The 18221-nt window shown below is 59.5% G+C and carries 16 protein-coding genes; 6 read left to right on the top strand and 10 right to left on the bottom strand.

The genetic code is table 11. The features are described from left to right. Positions 1-99: 99 nt before the first annotated feature. Positions 100-1206: a catalase family peroxidase gene (locus tag RMV17_RS18815; protein ID WP_311881651.1), complete on the top strand. Its 1107-nt coding sequence runs from the start codon at positions 100-102 to the stop codon at positions 1204-1206. Then, complete coding sequence (locus RMV17_RS18810) at positions 1203-1748, top strand: cytochrome b (RefSeq protein WP_311881650.1); 546 nt, start codon at positions 1203-1205, stop codon at positions 1746-1748. The genes RMV17_RS18815 and RMV17_RS18810 overlap by 4 nt, the downstream gene beginning before the upstream one ends. On the opposite strand, the gene RMV17_RS18805 is transcribed toward RMV17_RS18810, so the two are convergent. Together RMV17_RS18805 and RMV17_RS18800 are read right to left on the bottom strand one after the other, a co-directional pair. Then, a complete protein-coding gene (locus tag RMV17_RS18805; protein ID WP_311881649.1) occupies positions 1745-2938 on the bottom strand; it encodes an MFS transporter in 1194 nt (397 codons plus the stop codon). The two genes, RMV17_RS18810 and RMV17_RS18805, sit on opposite strands and share 4 nt — an antisense overlap. A 148-nt stretch (positions 2939-3086) precedes the next feature. After that, the gene (locus RMV17_RS18800; RefSeq protein ID WP_311881648.1) at positions 3087-4238 is read right to left on the bottom strand and encodes a M14-type cytosolic carboxypeptidase; all 1152 of its coding nucleotides are present in this window, start codon (positions 4236-4238) and stop codon (positions 3087-3089) included. Between the two features lie 96 nt (positions 4239-4334). Between RMV17_RS18800 and RMV17_RS18795 the strand changes: the two genes are divergently transcribed. Then, on the top strand, positions 4335-4574 hold the full coding sequence (locus RMV17_RS18795; protein ID WP_311881647.1) for a hypothetical protein: 240 nt from the start codon (positions 4335-4337) through the stop codon (positions 4572-4574). 143 nt (positions 4575-4717) lie between these two features. Here the strand turns inward: RMV17_RS18795 and RMV17_RS18790 are convergent, their stop codons facing one another. Then, a complete protein-coding gene (locus RMV17_RS18790; RefSeq protein ID WP_034154712.1) occupies positions 4718-5056 on the bottom strand; it encodes a DUF6124 family protein in 339 nt (112 codons plus the stop codon). Between the two features lie 130 nt (positions 5057-5186). Between RMV17_RS18790 and RMV17_RS18785 the strand changes: the two genes are divergently transcribed. Continuing rightward, a complete protein-coding gene (locus RMV17_RS18785) occupies positions 5187-5846 on the top strand; it encodes a S24 family peptidase (RefSeq protein ID WP_311881646.1) in 660 nt (219 codons plus the stop codon). Between the two features lie 40 nt (positions 5847-5886). Here RMV17_RS18785 and RMV17_RS18780 read toward each other — a convergent pair whose 3' ends face one another. The 4 genes from RMV17_RS18780 to RMV17_RS18765 form a co-directional block, all read right to left on the bottom strand. After that, a complete protein-coding gene (locus RMV17_RS18780) occupies positions 5887-7836 on the bottom strand; it encodes an acetyl/propionyl/methylcrotonyl-CoA carboxylase subunit alpha (protein ID WP_311881645.1) in 1950 nt (649 codons plus the stop codon). Continuing rightward, positions 7836-8645, bottom strand: a complete 810-nt coding sequence (locus RMV17_RS18775) for a gamma-carboxygeranoyl-CoA hydratase (RefSeq protein WP_034154715.1) — start codon at positions 8643-8645, stop codon at positions 7836-7838. The genes RMV17_RS18780 and RMV17_RS18775 overlap by 1 nt, the downstream gene beginning before the upstream one ends. Positions 8646-8658: 13 nt before the next feature. Beyond that, entirely contained in the window at positions 8659-10263 is a 1605-nt protein-coding gene (locus RMV17_RS18770; protein WP_311881644.1) for a carboxyl transferase domain-containing protein, read from the bottom strand. Positions 10264-10367: 104 nt separating this feature from the next. Further along, on the bottom strand, positions 10368-11531 hold the full coding sequence (locus RMV17_RS18765; RefSeq protein ID WP_034154717.1) for an isovaleryl-CoA dehydrogenase: 1164 nt from the start codon (positions 11529-11531) through the stop codon (positions 10368-10370). Positions 11532-11818: 287 nt separating this feature from the next. On the opposite strand from RMV17_RS18765, the gene RMV17_RS18760 reads away from it, so the two are divergent. Next, on the top strand, positions 11819-13516 hold the full coding sequence (locus RMV17_RS18760; protein WP_311881643.1) for an AMP-binding protein: 1698 nt from the start codon (positions 11819-11821) through the stop codon (positions 13514-13516). A gap of 667 nt (positions 13517-14183) precedes the next feature. On the opposite strand, the gene RMV17_RS18755 is transcribed toward RMV17_RS18760, so the two are convergent. The 3 genes from RMV17_RS18755 to RMV17_RS18745 form a co-directional block, all read right to left on the bottom strand. Then, positions 14184-15083, bottom strand: a complete 900-nt coding sequence (locus tag RMV17_RS18755) for a hydroxymethylglutaryl-CoA lyase (protein WP_108225628.1) — start codon at positions 15081-15083, stop codon at positions 14184-14186. Positions 15084-15228: 145 nt separating this feature from the next. Next, positions 15229-15627 carry a MerR family transcriptional regulator gene (locus RMV17_RS18750; protein ID WP_034154720.1) on the bottom strand — a complete coding sequence of 133 codons (399 nt, stop codon included), beginning with the start codon at positions 15625-15627 and terminating at the stop codon, positions 15229-15231. 142 nt (positions 15628-15769) lie between these two features. Further along, on the bottom strand, positions 15770-16705 hold the full coding sequence (locus RMV17_RS18745) for a LysR family transcriptional regulator (RefSeq protein WP_007917233.1): 936 nt from the start codon (positions 16703-16705) through the stop codon (positions 15770-15772). 171 nt (positions 16706-16876) lie between these two features. Here RMV17_RS18745 and RMV17_RS18740 point away from each other — a divergent pair, with 171 nt between their 5' ends. Further along, a complete protein-coding gene (locus RMV17_RS18740; RefSeq protein ID WP_007917231.1) occupies positions 16877-18106 on the top strand; it encodes an acyl-CoA dehydrogenase in 1230 nt (409 codons plus the stop codon). Positions 18107-18221: the final 115 nt, after the last annotated feature.

The following is an 18221-nucleotide window of genomic DNA, read 5'->3' as shown; positions in this document are numbered from 1 at the left end:
CCACGTTCGGAAAAATAAATACCGTCGTGTGGAATAAACCCGGACGAGGCGCGTCTTGCTGATTCTTCCTACTTGTGGCCGATGGCCCTGGAGTTTTTCATGGTTGATCGCACCTCACCCAACGCTTCACCGCCCGACGGGCCGCAGCGCCCGCCACTGAGTGCCGCGAACCTGATCCTGCGTCTGGGCGGCATTGCCGTGGTCGTCGCTGCGGTGGCTGGGGCGTTTGCCTACGTTCACGGTAACTTTGACCCACAACGCCTGACGCCGAAAGCGCTGGTCGATGTGCTGGAGAAGAACAACGGCGTGCACCCCGGGTTTCGCCGTAACCACGCCAAAGGCGTGTGCGTGATCGGGCATTTCGAGAGCAGTGGCGAGGCGCGGGTGTTCTCCTCTGCGCAGGTGTTCAACGAACCGCAGACCCCGGTGGTCGGGCGCTTTGCGTTGCCGGCGGGTAATCCGTATGCACCGGACAGCAGCGTGCCGATTCGCAGTCTGGCACTGCGTTTCACCCAGGCCAATGGACAGCAGTGGCGCACCGGGATGAACAGCATGCCGGTGTTCCCGGTCGGTACGCCTGAGGCGTTCTATCAATTGCAGCAGGCGCAGTCGCCGGATCCGGCCACCGGTAAACCGGATCCGAGCAAGGTGCCGGCATTCTTCGCCTCGCACCCGGAAACCGTGCCGTTTCTGACTTGGGTGAAGACGGCCAAACCTTCGGCCAGCTATGCCACCGAAACCTACAACAGTGTCAACGCGTTCTATCTGGTCGACGCCAGCGGTAAGAAGCAGGCCGTACGCTGGAGCATGACGCCGTTGGCGCGGGATGCTGCGGGTGCCACTGCACCCGAGGGCAGCGATTTTCTCGAGAAGGATCTGGTGCAACGTTTGGCGTCTGCTCCGCTGCGTTTTCAGTTGAATATCACTCTGGCCAATCCCGAAGATCCGGTGAACGACGCCAGCAAGACCTGGCCCGAGGGGCGCAAGGTGTTGAACGCCGGCACGCTGGTGCTGGAAAAGACCCAGCCACAACTGAGCGGCGAATGCCGCGACATCAACTATGACCCGCTGGTGCTGCCGGCCGGGATTCAAGGTTCCGACGACCCGTTGCTCGCGGCCCGTTCCGCCGGTTACGCCGATTCCTACTTGCGTCGCACCAGCGAAGTCAGCCAGTTGCCCGCTGCCAAACAGGAGGCTCGTCCATGAGCACTCAACCGACGCATTTCGCCTTGTTGGCGCGGCTGCTGCACTGGCTGATGGCGGTCATGATCCTCGCCATGCTGTTTATTGGTGCCGGCATGGTCACCTCGGTTTCCGAGCGGCATGAATGGCTGATCCATCTGCACAAACCGCTGGGCATTGCGATTCTGGCGCTGGTGATTGTGCGTTTGCTGGTGCGACTCACCACGCGCCAGCCACCGCTGCCAGCGGATCTGCCGGGTTGGCAAGTGCTGGCGGCCAAGGCTTCGCATTTGCTGCTGTATGCGTTGATGCTGGTGTTGCCGTTGCTTGGTTGGGCGATGATCAGCGCTTCAGGCGAACCGGTGATGCTCAGCACAACGTTGCAGTTGCCAGCGATCGTTCCGGCCGATGCGCAGTTGTTTGCGTTGTTGCGCAAGGCTCATGGCTATCTGGCCTATCTGTTGTTCCTGACGGTGCTGCTGCATCTGGCGGCGGCATTGTTCCATGGCTGGATCCGCCGCGACGAGGTGCTCGACAGCATGTTGCGCGGTCGCGATCGCGACTAACCCGTTTGAGTGGCGCATCGTAGCGGTGCGCCGCTTTTCAGGGTCAACCACCAGTAAGCCAGCGCCACAGCGTTGATGCCGGCGCCGAGCAGGCACACGCCGATCCAGCCGGCCCACGCGTACATCGCGGTCGACCCGATGGAACCGAGCGCGCTGCCGATCGAGTAGAACAGCATGTAACCGGCGGTGAGGCGGCTTTGCGCTTCGGGGCGCACGCCGTAGATCATGCTCTGGCTGGTGACGTGCACGGCTTGCAGACCCAGATCGAGGGTGATCACGCCGAGCAACAAGGCCCACAGCGAGGATTGGGTGAGGGCGATCGGCAACCAGGAGGCAAGCATCAGCAACAGCGAAAGACCGCTGACCCATTGCCCGAGGCCGCGATCAGCCAAGTGTCCGGCCCGTGCGGCGGCGAGCGCACCCGCTGCGCCGGCCAGTCCGAACAGACCGATTTCACTGTGCGACAGGGACAGTGGCGGCGCGGCCAGTGGCAACACCATCGGCGTCCACAGCACCATCGCGCTGGCGAAGGTCAGCAGGGCGAGGAATGCACGTTGACGCAGCACCGGTTCTTCTTTGAACAGACTGAATACTGAGGTGATCAGTGCGAGGTAACTCGTCGCTGGCTGTGGTGATTCATGCTTGGGCAGAATGCGAAACAGCAGCAACGCCATCAACAGTGTCAGCCCGGCTGACAGGAAGTAGATCGCTCGCCACCCAGCCAGATCGGCCATGCCGCCGGCGACCGTGCGCGCCAGCAAGATGCCGACGACGATGCCGCTGGTCACCACACCGACCACGCGCCCGCGTTGGGCCGGGATCGCCAGTGTGGCGGCGTAAGCCACCAATACCTGCGTCACTACGGCGAGCAGTCCTGTCAATGTCATGCCAAGCAACAGCCACGCACTGTTGGGCGCTAATGCAATCATCAATAACGCCGCTGCGGACAGCAGGGTTTGAGTGACGATCAATTTGCGTCTATTGAGCAGATCGCCGAGGGGCACCAGTAACACCAGGCCGATGCCGTAACCGATTTGCGTCAGGGTGATGACGATGCCGATGGTTGCCGGCGACATTGCAAACGCCTCGGCCATGGCGTCCAGCAATGGCTGGGCGTAATACACATTGCCCACGGCCAGACCGCAGGCCACAGAGAACAGCAAAACGGCGCTGCTTTTGAGAGGTTTCATATCCCGCATCCTTTTAGGTTTCAAAATAAAACCTTGATCAAGGTATTGATTGTGGTTTTATTTTGCAACCTGCTTGCGCGAAAGTACGAATGGCAGAAAGCAAAAGATCGCAGACAAGCTGCGATCTTTTGCGGGACGGAGGAGGGGATCAGCGCAGGGTATCAACCATGTCAGCGATGGTGGTCAGCACGTCTTTGCCCAGTTGTTTGGAGCGTTTGCCCGACCAGCCGGTTTCCTTGTCGGGATGGTCGTCGTGATCCTTGAACGGCATTTCCAGGGTCAACGACAGGCAGTCGTATTTCTGGCCGACGCTGTTGCACGCCAACGTCATGTTGGCCTGGCCCGGTTCGTCGCGGGTGTAGCCGTACTTGGTCTGGAAGTCTTTGGTGGTGTGTTTCAGGTGATTGCGGAAGTGCTCTTCGAGCTTTTCGATGCGCGGCGTGTAGCCCGGATTGCCTTCGCAACCGGCGGTAAATACGTGGGGGATTTCTTCGTCGCCATGTACGTCGAGGAACAGATCGACGCCGTACTTTTCCATTTGCTGTTGTACGAAAAGTACCTCGGGGCTGACGTCCTGACTGGCGTTCTGCCAGGCGCGATTCAAGTCCTGGCCCATCGCGTTGGTGCGCAAGTGACCGTGGAAGGCACCGTCCGGATTCATGTTCGGCACCAAGTACAGATCAGCGCTGGCCAGCAGTTTGTTCAGCACGGGATCGTCGTGTCTTTCCAGGCGTTCGATCACGCCTTCCATAAACCATTCAGCCATGTGCTCGCCCGGATGCTGTTGAGCAATGATCCAGATTTTGCGCTGACCTTCGGCGCCGGTGCCTTTGCGCAGCAGTTGAATATCGCGACCTTCGACGCTCTTGCCGGTGGCCAGCAATTCGGTACCGGCCTTGCTCAGCGCCTGTTCGATCAGCCAGTCGTGACGGCCACGGCTGTAGGGTTCGAAGTAGGCGAACCAGGCGTGGGTTTGCTCGGCTTCAAGGCAAAAGCGCAGGCTGTCACCTTCAAAACTGGTTGGAATGCGGAACCAGTTGACGTGGTCGTAGGAGGCGACTGCCTGATAGCCGGTCCAGGCTTTGTTATAGGAGGACTGGCTGGCGTTGACCAAGCGAAACCAGTGTTCCTGATGAACATGCAGGCCGCTGGCCTTGAAGTGGAACCACTGAAAATGGGCGCTGCGGGTGTCCGGTCGAATGGCCAGAACCGGATTGAGCGGGTTGCTGATGTCGATGACTTGGATGTTGCCGCTGTCGAAGTTGGCGCTGATGTCGAACGAAGATTTGGCCACGGTCATAATCGATTCCTGAATATGATTTTTATGGCCGTTACTGTACACGCAGGCAGGGCTGAAACCGAGGGGAATTGCGGGGTGTGGCGGGGGGCGTCCTCCATGACGCGCAAGCAGCTTAGAGAGTGTGCGATTGATTCTCAAGTGCTAAATGTCATTAGTTTGCCCCAATCTGGCCGGGCTTCGCTTGCCAAGCGATATTCTTTTGATATTATCCGCGCCATCGAATTTGCAGCACCTAAAGACTTCATTAGCCTGAAGCCACAAGCCCGAAAAACGGGCAAAAAAAAGACCCGGCAAAAAGCCGGGTCAAAAACCGTGATTAGCCTGATGAGGAGATAGTCCAGAAGACCGACCTAAGGTCTCTGGTCCATCGACTGATCTCGCGACCAGCTGCATGCAATAATAATCATTATCATTTGCAAGTCAAATGTTTTTACCTGCACGATAGGAAAATTCTTTCCTGTGCGTCCGGATTCCCTTCCTCAGGCTTCATCGCCATCGAGCGAATGGTCGACCATCGCCCGCGCCATATCCACCATGTGCACCACTGAAAATGCCAGGTCGCGACTCGCACCCTGCAGGCTTTCGGCTGCCTTGAACGCTGTGGCTGCCGCGCAGCGCAACAGGTCTGAGGCGTGGACCAGGGCTTCTTCGCCACTGAGATGGCTTCTGACATCGAAAAAACGTTCGTCGACATCGGGTTCTGACACAGCTGGTTTCAAGTAATAGTCCAGCGCTCGCTGCGCCGCCGCATTGCCTTGGGGCGAGGTGAAGGTGGTGTCCATTTGCAGATCGGGCAAGTCTTTGCTGCTGATATTCATGATGAAGAGGCACTCCTTGGTCGATTGAAAATCCGTGCCCCCAGAATAGTACCCTGTGTAGTTGTGCCAAGAATTTAAATACTACAATATGTGTTTTGCTGGCCGAAGGCGTCGACGTAAGGTGCTGCACATGGATAAATGGATTGAGTTGGTCAAGGCCAAGATGAGTGAACTCAAAATCACTCAAACAGAGCTCGGAGAGCGCGTCGGCATGTCCCAGGGCGGGATCGGTCATTGGCTGAACAAGCGTCGCGAACCCGGCATCACCGAGATGAACCGCGTGCTGCAAGCATTGGGCATGGATTTTCTCGAAGTGGTGCTGGTGATCCGGGAACCGCAAGTAACACCTGACGACGACATGCCGCTGGCGCAGAAGTACAACCCTTACTTCCGTTACCCGGTCAGCGATTGGCAGACGACCTGCGAGGTGCGCGAGAGCGATCCGGCGTCCTACGCCAAGGCATCAGGCAAGCAGCGTTTCGAACTGACGGATTACCACGCACGTGGCGCGGCGTTCTGGCTGACGGTGACGGGGGATTCGATGACCGCCCCCAGTGGCCAGAGCATCGCCGAAGGCATGCTGATTCTGGTCGACCCGGCAGCGGAGGCGGTGCCCGGCAAACTGGTGATTGCCCAGTGGCCCGACAGCCCTGAAGCGATCTTCCGCAAACTCGACGAAGAGGGCGGCCAGCGTTACCTGGTGCCGCTCAATCCGACCTGGCCGAAAGCCCTGCTGACCGATGAGTGTCGAATCATCGGCGTTGTGGTTCAGGCAACGGCGCGTTACTAGTCAGATCGATCCTCGCCAGGCGTAGGATCGATCCTCCCGTTCACACTTCTTCCAATTCAACCAAAGCGCTGCCTTCGCCAACCATTTCACCTTCCTGGCAATACAGCGCTTTGATCACCCCGGCATGCGGCGCACGGATGCTGTGTTCCATCTTCATCGCTTCCAGCACCACCAGTTGCGCACCGGCCTCGACCGATTGTCCGGCCTCGACCAGCACACGGACAATGCTGCCGTTCATCGGCGCAGTCAGGCCACCCTGATGACTGTGACTGGCTTCGACGGCGCTGATCGGGTCGTACGTTTCGATGCGCCGCAACTCACCGTCCCATTGCAGGTACAGCGAATCCCCTTGGCGGATGGCACGCAACGTATGACGGACGCCGTCGTGCTCGACGATGAGTGCTTCGCCGGACAGTCTGGCGTGATCATCGGCATTCAGCGTCAAGGCGCGATCCTGTCCCTCGCAGCTCAAATGCAGGGTGATTTCCCGTGGCAGACCCGCACGCAGTCCGGTGTTGACAGACCATGGCGAAGCAGGATCATCCTGACGCGCCAATTGCGGCAGACTCTGCGCCACCGCCTGAGCCGCCGCATTCCAGAACGCATCGCTCAACGTGCCCGGAGCAGGCAGCAATTGCTCCTGATAACGCGGAATAAACCCGGTATCCAGTTCCGCTGCCGCAAACGCCGGGTGCGCGATGATCCGCCGCAAGAAGTTGATGTTGGTTTTCAATCCACCAATCGCAAACTCGTCGAGCATGCTCAACAAGCGCAACCGCGCCTGTTCACGATCCTCGCCCCAGGCAATCAACTTGCCGACCATTGGGTCGTAGAACGGTGAAATTTCATCGCCTTCTTCGACTCCGCTATCCACCCGGCGCCCTGGCCCTTCGGCCGATTCGCGGTACAACGCAAGTCGCCCGGTCGCCGGCAGGAAGTCATTCGCAGGATCCTCGGCGTACAAGCGCACTTCAATCGCATGGCCGTTCAACGGCACTTGCTCCTGAGTGATCGGCAGTGCCTCACCACGCGCCACACGGATCTGCCACGCCACCAGATCGAGACCGGTGATCGCCTCGGTCACCGGGTGTTCGACTTGCAACCGCGTGTTCATCTCCATAAAGAAGAATTCGCCACGCGCATCCAGCAAAAACTCTACCGTACCCGCGCCGACATAGCCGATCGCCTGCGCCGAACGCACAGCCGCTTCGCCCATCGCCCGACGCAGTTCCGGGGACAAGCCCGGTGCCGGCGCTTCTTCGACGACTTTTTGGTGGCGACGCTGGATCGAGCAATCACGCTCATTGAGGTACAGGCAGTTGCCATGTTGATCGGCGAACACCTGGATTTCCACATGACGTGGCTTGAGCAGGTATTTCTCCACCAGCATCCGCGAATCGCCGAACGACGACTGCGCTTCACGCTGAGCGGAGGCGAGAGCTTCGGCCAGTTGGCTGACGTCCTCGACCACTTTCATACCTTTGCCGCCACCGCCGGCGGTGGCTTTGAGCAGCACTGGATAACCGATGCGTTCGCAGGCGTCGCGGAAGGTGTCAAGGTCTTGTGCTTCACCGTGATAACCCGGCACCAGTGGCACACCGGCGGTTTCCATCAGCTCTTTGGCAGCGGATTTGCTGCCCATGGCGTCGATGGCCGAGGCGGGCGGGCCGAGGAAAATCAGCCCGGCCGCTTCGATGGCGCGAGCGAATCCGGCGTTTTCCGAGAGAAACCCGTAACCCGGATGAATCGCCTGAGCGCCACTGGCCTTGGCCGCTGCGATCAATTTGTCGATTTGCAGATAACTGTCGGCCGCTTTGCTGCCACCGAGGTCGACGCGAATGTCTGCTTCACGGCTGTGCCGCGCCTCACGGTCGGTGGCGCTGTGCACGGCGACCGTGGTCAGGCCCAGCGCTTTGGCGGTGCGCATCACGCGGCAGGCGATTTCGCCACGGTTGGCCACCAGCAGGGTGGTGAGAACAGGTGCGCTCATCAACGCGGCTCCTTGGTTGCGGCTTGCCAGTTCGGCGGACGTTTTTGCAGAAAGGCGCGCAAGCCTTCCTGACCTTCAGGGCTGACGCGGATGCGGGCGATGGCATTTTCGGTGTAGCGGCGCAGCGCGGGGGTCAGCGCGCCGTTACCGACTTCACGCAGCAAATCCTTGCTGGCGCGCATCGCGGCGGGGCTGTTGAGCAGCAGGTTGTCGATCCACTGTTCGACTTGCTGATCGAGTTCAGCGGCGGGATAGCTTTCGGACAACAAACCGATTTCCCGTGCGCGTTGGCCGCCGAAACGTTCGGCGGTCAGCGCATAACGCCGCGCCGCGCGCTCGCCGATGGCTTGCACCACGAACGGACTGATCACCGCAGGCGCCAGACCAATGCGCACTTCCGACAGGCAGAATTGCGCATCATCGGCGCCAATCGCCATGTCGCAGCAACTGATCAACCCCAACGCACCACCAAACGCCGCGCCCTGCACCACGGCCACGGTGGGGATTTTCAGCTTGGCGAGGTTGTACATCAGCTCCGCGAGTTCGCGGGCGTCGTCGAGGTTGGTGTGGTAATCGAGTTCGGCCGATTGCTGCATCCACGCCAGATCGGCGCCGGCACTGAAGTGCTTGCCACGGCCACGCACCAGCAGGAAACGCAGGCTGGCATCACTGGCGACCTTGTCGAGTGCGAGGATCAACTCGCGGATCATCTCGGCGTTGAACGCGTTGTTCTTTTCCGCGCGGTTGAGCCACAGCGTGGCGAAACCGCGTGGGTCGCTTTGCAGTTCGAGGGTGTTGAAATCACTCATGAGATTCTCCCGATCACATCCGGAACACGCCGAAGCGGCTCGGTTCGATTGCCGCGTTCAGCGACGCGGACAAGGCCAGGGCCAGCACATCGCGGGTCTGCGCCGGGTCGATGACGCCGTCGTCCCACAGCCGTGCGCTGGAATAGTAGGGGTGACCCTGCTCTTCATACTGGTCGAGGATCGGTTGCTTGATCTCGGCTTCCTGCTCGGCACTGAAGGCCTGGCCACTGCGTTCAGCCTGTTCGCGTTTGACCTGCACCAACACGCCCGCTGCCTGCTCGGCGCCCATCACGCCGATCCGCGCGTTCGGCCACATCCACAGGAAGCGTGGATCGTAAGCGCGCCCGCACATGCCGTAGTTACCGGCGCCAAAGCTGCCGCCGATGATCACGGTGAATTTCGGCACTTTCGCGCAAGCCACTGCCGTGACCAGTTTCGCGCCATGTTTGGCGATGCCGCCGGCCTCGTATTTCTGGCCGACCATGAAGCCGGTAATGTTCTGCAGAAACAGCAGCGGAATGCCGCGCTGGCAAGCCAGTTCGATGAAGTGCGCGCCTTTCTGCGCGGCTTCGGCGAAGAGGATGCCGTTGTTCGCCAGAATCGCGATCGGGTAGCCGTGCAGATGCGCAAAGCCACACACCAGCGTGGTGCCGAACAAAGCCTTGAATTCATCGAACACCGAACCGTCGACCAGTCGCGCAATCACTTCGCGCACGTCGAACGGCTGCTTGGCGTCGGCCGAAACCACGCCGTACAACTCGTCGCTGGCGTACAGCGGCGCAACCGGTGTGCGTTGTTGCACTTCACCGAGCTTGCGCCAGTTGAGGTTGGCAACGCTGCGGCGGGCGAGGGCGAGGGCGTGTTCATCGCTCTCGGCGTAATGGTCGGCGACCCCGGAAATCTTGCAGTGCACATCGGCACCGCCCAGATCTTCGGCGCTGACCACTTCGCCGGTCGCAGCTTTCACCAGCGGCGGGCCGGCGAGGAAAATCGTCGCCTGATTGCGCACCATGATTGCTTCGTCGGCCATCGCCGGGACATAGGCGCCGCCGGCAGTGCAAGAGCCCATGACCACGGCAATCTGCGGAATGCCCATTGCACTCATGTTGGCCTGGTTGAAGAAGATCCGCCCGAAATGCTCGCGATCCGGAAACACTTCGTCCTGACGCGGCAGGTTGGCGCCGCCGGAGTCCACCAGATAGATGCACGGCAGACGATTCTGCTGAGCGATGGTTTGTGCGCGAAGATGCTTTTTCACGGTCAGCGGATAGTACGAGCCACCCTTCACCGTCGCATCGTTGGCGACGATCATGCATTCGACGCCTTCGACTCGACCGATTCCGGCAATCACGCCGGCGGCAGGAACCTCTTCGCCATACACGGCGTGGGCGGCCAATTGGCTGATTTCCAGAAACGGTGAGCCCGGATCGAGCAAACGGTTGATGCGCTCACGCGGTAGCAATTTACCGCGCGAGGTGTGACGTTCCTGAGCTTTCGCACCGCCGCCCTGCGCCACTTGGGCGAGCAGGGTGTGCAGGGCGTCGACCTGTTTGAGCATCGCCGCGCTGTTGGCGGCGAACTCCGCCGAACGGGGATTGAGCTGAGTGTGCAGGATCATGGGCTACTCCGTAGCAGCTTCGAGTTGCAAGCTACAAGCTACAAGTTGAAGCAAGAGCGCGGTTCTCTTGCAGCTTGAAACTTGCAGCTCGCAGCTGACGAAATTCATTTCGTTTCGTTGAACAGTTCGCGACCGATCAGCATGCGACGGATCTCACTGGTGCCGGCGCCGATTTCGTACAGCTTGGCATCGCGCAGCAAGCGCCCAGCCGGGAATTCGTTGATGTAACCGTTGCCGCCGAGAATCTGGATCGCGTCGAGGGCCATTTGTGTGGCTCGCTCGGCGGTGTAGAGGATCACCCCGGCGGCATCCTTGCGCGTGGTTTCGCCGCGTTCGCAAGCTTGGGCGACTGCATAGAGGTAGGCGCGGCTGGCGTTGAGTTGGGTGTACATGTCGGCGACTTTGCCCTGGATCAGCTGGAATTCACCGATGCTCTGGCCGAACTGTTTGCGGTCGTGGATGTACGGCACGATCAGGTCCATGCACGACTGCATGATCCCGGTCGGGCCGCCGGACAGTACGACGCGCTCGTAATCGAGGCCGCTCATCAACACTTTGACGCCGCCATTGAGCACGCCGAGGATGTTTTCTTCCGGCACTTCGACGTCATCGAAAAACAGTTCGCAGGTGTTGGAACCGCGCATGCCGAGCTTGTCGAACTTGTTGCTGCGGCTGAAGCCTTTCCAGTCACGCTCGACAATGAATGCGGTAATGCCGTGCGGGCCTTTTTCCAGATCAGTTTTGGCGTAGATCACATAGGTGTTGGCGTCGGGGCCGTTGGTGATCCAGGTTTTGCTACCGTTGAGGACGAAACGGTCGCCGCGTTTGTCGGCGCGCAGTTTCATTGAAACCACGTCGGAGCCGGCGTTTGGCTCGCTCATGGCGAGGGCGCCGACGTGCTCGCCGCTGATCAACTTCGGCAGGTACTTGGTTTTCTGTTCGTGGTTGCCATTGCGGTTGATCTGGTTGACGCAGAGGTTGGAGTGCGCGCCGTAAGAAAGCGCCACCGAGGCCGAGCCGCGACTGATTTCTTCCATTGCCACCACGTGCGCGAGGTAACCCAGACCCGCGCCGCCGTACTCTTCCGGCACGGTGATGCCGAGCAGGCCCATGTCACCGAATTTGCCCCACATGTCAGCAGGGAACAGGTTGTCGCTGTCGATCTGCGCCGCGCGCGGGGCGATCTCCTTGGCGACAAAGGACTGCACCTGATCGCGCAACATGTCGATGGTTTCACCGAGGGCGAAGTTCAGGGATGGATAGCTCATGGGTCACCTTTTGGCTTTTTTGTAGGGTGGGGAGGGCGGTCACTCGGCTCTCACCTTTACGTTAACGTAAGCCGGTGATGAATGGCTGTCAATCACCCTTTACGTTAACGTCAACTTGAGCGAGAGTAGTGGCAGTTCAAGATTGAAACGGAATAGACCTTGTGGGAGCGAGCTTGCTCGCGAAAGCGTCAGATCAGTCAACATGGATGTTGAATCCGCTGGCCTCTTCGCGAGCCCACAGGGGTTAAATCCGGCAAAACCCACTAATAAAGACAATAGGGGTCGTCATGGATCAACCCAGTGCAAACCCGCAGCGCAGCTACACCCGTGGCTCACAGGACAAAGCCTTGCTGGCGATGACCATCGGGCAGAAGTTCGATCAGACGGTCGCGCAGTATCCGGACGGTGAGGCGCTGGTGGTGCGCCATCAGCAGTTGCGCTATTCCTGGCGACAACTGGCCGACGCAGTGGATCTGCACGCCAGAGCGCTGCTGGCTTTGGGTTTTCAGGCCGGCGACCGCCTCGGGATATGGGCGCCGAACTGCGCGCAGTGGTGCATCAGCCAATTCGCTACGGCGAAAATCGGCGTGATCCTGGTCAACATCAACCCCGCCTACCGCAGCTCCGAACTGGAATACGTGCTCAAACAATCGGGCTGCCAGTGGCTGGTCTGCGCCGGGGCGTTCAAGTCCTCCAACTACCACACCATGTTGCAGGGACTGGTGCCGGAACTGGCCGAACAATCCATCGGCCAATTGCGCAACGAGCGCCTGCCGGACTTGCGCGGGGTGATCAGCCTCGATGCGCAGCCACCGTCAGGTTTCCTGCCGTGGTCGCAATTGTCCGACATGGCAAGCAGTGTCTCCAAAGAACAACTGAATGAACGCAGCGACAGCCTGCACTTCGATCAACCGGTGAACATCCAGTACACCTCAGGCACCACCGGTTTCCCCAAGGGCGCGACCCTCAGCCACTACAACATCCTCAACAACGGTTACATGGTCGGCGAAAGTATCGGCCTGACCTCGCGCGATCGCCTGGTGATTCCGGTGCCGCTGTACCACTGCTTCGGCATGGTCATGGGCAACCTCGGCTGCATCACCCACGGCAGCACGATGATTTACCCCAACGACGCGTTCGATCCATTGCTGACCCTGCAAACCGTCGCCGAAGAAAAGGCTACCGGCCTGTACGGCGTCCCGACCATGTTCATCGCCATGCTCGACCAGCCACAGCGCGGCGAATTCGATCTGTCGAGCCTGCGCACCGGGATCATGGCCGGCGCAACGTGCCCGATCGAAGTGATGCGCCGGGTCATCAGCGAGATGCACATGAGCGAAGTGCAGATCGCCTATGGCATGACCGAAACCAGCCCGGTGTCGCTGCAAACCGGTCCGAACGACGAACTGGAACTGCGCGTGACCACTGTCGGTCGCACCCAGCCACAACTGGAAAGCAAGATCGTCGACGAGGCCGGCAACCTCGTGCCGCGCGGCACCATCGGCGAACTGTGCACCCGTGGTTACAGTGTGATGCTCGGCTACTGGAACAATCCGCAGGCCACCGCTGAAGCCATCGATGAAGCGGGCTGGATGCACACCGGCGACCTGGCGAGCATGAACGAGGAGGGTTACGTCAACATTGCCGGGCGCAACAAGGACATGATCATCCGTGGCGGCGAGAACATTTATCCGCGTGAGCTGGAGGAGTTTTTCTTCACCCATCCGGCGGTGGCGGATGTGCAGGTGATCGGCATTCCGTGCTCGCGTTACGGCGAGGAGATTGTTGCCTGGATAAAATTCCACCCCGGCCATAACGCCTCCGAGCTGGAGCTGCAAACCTGGTGCAAGGAGCGCATCGCGCATTTCAAGACGCCACGGCACTTCAAGTTTGTTGAAGAGTTTCCGATGACGGTGACGGGCAAGATTCAGAAATTCCGCATGCGAGAGATCAGTATCAAAGAACTGAAAACAATCGAACGGTAACCTCCATCCCTGTGGGAGCTGGCTTGCCAGCGATGGCGTCAGGTCAGCCAGCATCTATGATGATTGATCTACCGCAATCGCTGGCAAGCCAGCTCCCACAGTGTTCTGTATGGTTTTTAAGAAATCACAGAAAGCACAAAGGGGAGCCGAAGCTCCCCTTTAATTTTGTCGTCGCGTGCTCTTTTTTATTATTGAGGGTCGGTCTGTTGTTGTTTTTGGCAACCGTGGCCCTTTACCGCTGTTTTTGGCGACCCCCATCCGGGGTCAAGAGCAAACGTATTTTTTTGAGCGCTGATCTACTTTCTCGCTAAGCGATCCAACCGATTCGGGAGCTACCTGAAGGTAGTTTTATTGTTCTCTGCCCGGTTGCGGGTCACTCCTGAGAGCACCCTGAAAAGCACACCTTCTCCAAAAAAATCTGTTAGCTGCGTCTCTGCCGTGTTGTTTTTGTTATGTCAGAGTCGGTACGTCTTATTTTTATTGGTTTGCTGCTTTTTATTCTTGTTATGCCATAGAGATAGCAGAAGCCGTGCCAACTTTAAAAATTCTTTATAAATCAACAGCTTGAAAGTTTCAGCGATTTTTCATTCCGGCGAAACCAGACAATTTGTTTCCGTGTTACTCGCTTGAACCCACATTCCGGACACAGCGGTAACACCTTTCCCCCTCACTGCGCGTTACGAGCCTTGGCCACGCGCGAACCGCTCGGGCGACCGAGCACCGCGCTGATCTGCTGACCCGCGGCGATCAAGGCGTCCAGGTCGATTCCGGTCTTGATACCCAAGCCATTGAGCAGGTACACCACATCTTCGGTAGCAACGTTACCGCTCGCGCCTTTGGCGTACGGGCAGCCGCCGAGGCCCGCGATAGAGCTGTCGAACACTGAAATGCCTTCGAGCAGGCTGGCGTAGATGTTGGCCATGGCCTGACCGTAGGTGTCGTGGAAATGCCCGGCGAGCTTGTCGCGCGGAACCTGCGCCGACACCACTTCGAACAAGCGGCGAGTCGCGCCAGCGGTGCCGGTGCCAATGGTGTCGCCCAGCGAAACCTCGTAGCAGCCCATCGCATACAACTCGCGCGCGACCATCGCCACTTGTTCCGGCGCGACCGTGCCTTCATAGGGGCAACCCAACACACAGGAAACGTAACCGCGCACGGTAACGCCGTGCTGTTGCGCCGCTTCCATGATCGGCGCAAACCGCGCGAGGCTTTCGCTGATGGAGCAGTTGATGTTGCGCTGCGAGAAGGCTTCGGAGGCGGCGGCGAACACCGCGACTTCCTTGACCCCGGCGGCAATCGCATCTTCAAAGCCGCGCAGATTCGGAGCCAGCGCGCCGTAAGTCACGCCGGGCTTGCGCTGAATCTGCGCGAACACCTCGGCGGAACCGGCCATCTGCGGCACCCATTTTGGTGAGACGAAACTGCCGACTTCTATATAGCCAAGGCCGGCGGCGCTCAAAGCGTCGACCAGTTGCACCTTGTCGGCGACGCTGATCGGTTGGGCTTCGTTCTGCAGGCCATCGCGCGGGCCGACTTCGATCAGGCGTACTTGGGAGGGGAGGGACATGGCGGTTGACCTGCTCTTTTGAATTCGTGGAGATCACTGTGGGAGCGAGCTTGCTCGCGAAAGCGGTGCATCAGTCGACAAACATTTGAATGTCAGACCGTATTCGCGAGCAAGCTCGCTCCCACAGGGAATGGTCTTTGATCCGTTAGATCGCCTGCTGGCTCTTGAGCGTCTGCTCCAACGCCTGCACGCAGCGCTCCTCGGCAGTATCGAGTTCCAGCTTCATCTGTTCGATATCCAGCAACTGCTGTTCCAGCTGCTCGCGGCGCTCGGCAATTTTCGCCAGCATGCTGTTGAGCTGTTTGGTGTTACCGCTGGACGGGTCGTAAAGCTCGATCAGTTCGCGGCATTCGGCCAGGGAGAAACCAATGCGTTTGCCGCGCAGGATCAGCTTCAGGCTGACCTTGTCGCGGGGCGAATAGATGCGTTCCTGGCCACGGCGCTCAGGACTGAGCAGGCCTTGCTCTTCATAAAAGCGGATTGCCCGGGTCGTGATGTCCAGCTCGCGGGCGAGGTCGGAGATGCTGTAAGTCTGGCTGCTCATGGAAGCGCTCGGAAAAAGGTCTTGGCGCTAAGCTAATGGCAGGTTGACGTTTACGTCAAGCAAGAAAAAGATCGCAGCCTGCGGCAGCTCCTACACCGATCTCTGTAGGAGCTGCCGCAGGCTGCGATCTTTTGATCTTTCCTTACACCACCTGCTTATCGAGCTTCTTCTCCTGCGCCGTCACCTGCTGGCACAGCTCGATCATCTGCTCACGCATCCAGCGATTCGCCGGGTCCTGATCGGTGCTTTCATGCCAATACAGATGCGTCTCCACCGGCGGCACATCATTCACCGGCAGGTTAAACGCCTGCAACTCATGCCGACGGGCGAAGCGCTCCGGCACGGTCATGACCATGTCGGTCTGCTGCATCACCTGCGACGCCATCAAATAGTGCTGCGAACGCAGGGCGATCTTGCGCTGAATGCCCATTTTGCCCAAGGCCAGATCGACATAGCCCAGGCCACTGCGACGGCTGGAAATGTGGATATGCGTCAGCGACAGATAATCATCCAGGGAGAGTTTTTCCTTGCCCGCCATCGGATGCCCCTTGCGCATCGCGCAGACGTAACGGTCCTCCATCAGCTTGACGTGACGCACCTGCGGGTCGGTGTTGAGCGGCGCATCCACGGCAAAATCCAGACGCCCGGCGGCCAGTTCCTTGGTGGTCTCGCGGCGTTTGGACAGAAAACTTTCGATGATCACCGTCGGCGCCAGACGGCGCAGGCGCTGAAACAGCGGCGGCAGAATCACCGCCTCGGTGAGGTCGGTCATGCTGATGCGGTAGGTCTTGACCGCTTGCGCCGGGTTGAAAATGCGGCTTTCCTGAACCGACACGCGCAGCAGTGACAGCGCGTTGCGCACCGGGCCGATGATGTTCTGCGCCATCGGCGTCGGCACCATGCCCTGCGCGGTGCGCACGAACAGCGGATCGTTGAAGGTCTCGCGCAACCGCGCCAAGGCGTTGGACACCGCCGGCTGGGTGATGCCGACAATCTGCCCGGCGCGGGTCAGGTTGGCTTCGGTATAGATCGCGTCGAAGACGATGAAAAGGTTGAGGTCGACCTTACTCAGATTCATAACGCGGCTTCTCTTGTTATTTAGGGCGGTGTTTTGGGGGCTGGCAATCAGCCGATCATATATCGGTGATGAATGTTTATACACGCCGAGAATAGGCTAGGTAAATTATCAGCGCTGTTCTAGCATCGATTGCATGACTTGAACAACCTCTGCCCAAGAAGGTAATTGATCATGGATTTCGCTTATTCGCCCAAGGTGCAAGAACTGCGTGAGCGCGTGACCGCGTTCATGGACACTTACGTTTACCCGGCCGAAGCCGTGTTCGAACGCCAGGTTGCCGAAGGTGATCGTTGGCAGCCGACGGCGATCATGGAAGAGCTCAAAGCCAAGGCCAAGGCCGAAGGCTTGTGGAATCTGTTTCTGCCTGAATCGGAACTCGGCGCCGGCCTGAGCAACCTCGAATACGCGCCATTGGCGGAGATCATGGGCCGCTCGCTGCTCGGTCCCGAGCCGTTCAACTGCTCGGCACCGGACACCGGCAATATGGAAGTGCTGGTGCGCTACGCCAACGAAGAGCAGAAACAGCGCTGGCTCGAACCGCTGCTGCGCGGTGAAATCCGCTCGGCGTTCGCCATGACCGAACCCGACGTTGCTTCGTCTGACGCGACCAACATGGCCGCCCGCGCTGTGCGTGATGGCGACGAGTGGGTGATCAACGGCAAAAAATGGTGGACCTCCGGCGCCTGCGATCCGCGCTGCAAAATCCTCATCTTCATGGGCCTGAGTAACCCCGATGCGCCACGCCACGCCCAGCACTCGATGATCCTTGTGCCGGTTGACACTCCCGGCGTGAAGATCGTCCGTCCGTTGCCGGTATTCGGTTACGACGACGCGCCACACGGCCACGCCGAAGTGCTGTTCGACAACGTGCGCGTGCCGTACGAGAACGTCCTGTTGGGTGAAGGACGCGGCTTCGAAATTGCGCAAGGTCGTCTTGGCCCGGGCCGGATTCACCACTGCATGCGCTCGATTGGCATGGCTGAGCGTGCGCTGGAATTGATGTGCAAACGTGCGGTGAGCCGCACTGCATTCGGTAAGCCGCTGGCGCGTCTGGGCGGTAACGTCGACAAGATCGCCGACTCGCGGATGGAAATCGACATGGCACGTCTGCTGACGCTGAAAGCGGCGTACATGATGGACACCGTCGGTAACAAAGTGGCGAAAAGCGAGATCGCGCAGATCAAAGTCGTTGCGCCGAACGTGGCCCTGCGCGTGATCGATCGGGCCATCCAGATGCATGGCGGGGCAGGGGTGTCGAACGACTTCCCGCTGGCCTACATGTACGCCATGCAACGCACCCTGCGCCTGGCCGACGGCCCGGACGAAGTGCACCGCGCGGCGATCGGCAAGTTCGAGATCGGCAAATATGTGCCGAAGGAAATGTTGCGTAGCGAGCGCTGATCCGGCACCGCGTTATCGTTCATCGCTGGCAAGCCAGCTCCCACAGTGTCCGAGTCGTACACAAAATTCATGTAGGCTCAAAAAACCTGTGGGAGCTGGCTTGCCAGCGATGACG

Origin of the sequence: Pseudomonas sp. VD-NE ins, assembly GCF_031882575.1 — a bacterium.
Classification (GTDB): domain Bacteria; phylum Pseudomonadota; class Gammaproteobacteria; order Pseudomonadales; family Pseudomonadaceae; genus Aquipseudomonas; species Aquipseudomonas fluorescens_BZ.
Note: the sequence above shows the minus strand (reverse complement) of the source record. Positions and strands in the feature narration are given on the sequence as shown.

Excerpts from the sequence above, each read along its gene's own strand:
- RMV17_RS18790 (WP_034154712.1), bottom strand. The coding sequence starts at position 5,056 with ATGAATATCAGCAGCAAAGACTTGCCCGATCTGCAAATGGACACCACC.
- RMV17_RS18755 (WP_108225628.1), bottom strand. The coding sequence starts at position 15,083 with ATGTCCCTCCCCTCCCAAGTACGCCTGATCGAAGTCGGCCCGCGCGAT.
- RMV17_RS18780 (WP_311881645.1), bottom strand. The coding sequence starts at position 7,836 with ATGAGCGCACCTGTTCTCACCACCCTGCTGGTGGCCAACCGTGGCGAA.
- RMV17_RS18770 (WP_311881644.1), bottom strand. The coding sequence starts at position 10,263 with ATGATCCTGCACACTCAGCTCAATCCCCGTTCGGCGGAGTTCGCCGCC.
- RMV17_RS18785 (WP_311881646.1), top strand. The coding sequence starts at position 5,187 with ATGGATAAATGGATTGAGTTGGTCAAGGCCAAGATGAGTGAACTCAAA.
- RMV17_RS18795 (WP_311881647.1), top strand. The coding sequence starts at position 4,335 with ATGACGCGCAAGCAGCTTAGAGAGTGTGCGATTGATTCTCAAGTGCTA.
- RMV17_RS18745 (WP_007917233.1), bottom strand. The coding sequence starts at position 16,705 with ATGAATCTGAGTAAGGTCGACCTCAACCTTTTCATCGTCTTCGACGCG.
- RMV17_RS18805 (WP_311881649.1), bottom strand. The coding sequence starts at position 2,938 with ATGAAACCTCTCAAAAGCAGCGCCGTTTTGCTGTTCTCTGTGGCCTGC.
- RMV17_RS18765 (WP_034154717.1), bottom strand. The coding sequence starts at position 11,531 with ATGAGCTATCCATCCCTGAACTTCGCCCTCGGTGAAACCATCGACATG.
- RMV17_RS18800 (WP_311881648.1), bottom strand. The coding sequence starts at position 4,238 with ATGACCGTGGCCAAATCTTCGTTCGACATCAGCGCCAACTTCGACAGC.
- RMV17_RS18815 (WP_311881651.1), top strand. The coding sequence starts at position 100 with ATGGTTGATCGCACCTCACCCAACGCTTCACCGCCCGACGGGCCGCAG.
- RMV17_RS18750 (WP_034154720.1), bottom strand. The coding sequence starts at position 15,627 with ATGAGCAGCCAGACTTACAGCATCTCCGACCTCGCCCGCGAGCTGGAC.
- RMV17_RS18740 (WP_007917231.1), top strand. The coding sequence starts at position 16,877 with ATGGATTTCGCTTATTCGCCCAAGGTGCAAGAACTGCGTGAGCGCGTG.
- RMV17_RS18760 (WP_311881643.1), top strand. The coding sequence starts at position 11,819 with ATGGATCAACCCAGTGCAAACCCGCAGCGCAGCTACACCCGTGGCTCA.
- RMV17_RS18810 (WP_311881650.1), top strand. The coding sequence starts at position 1,203 with ATGAGCACTCAACCGACGCATTTCGCCTTGTTGGCGCGGCTGCTGCAC.
- RMV17_RS18775 (WP_034154715.1), bottom strand. The coding sequence starts at position 8,645 with ATGAGTGATTTCAACACCCTCGAACTGCAAAGCGACCCACGCGGTTTC.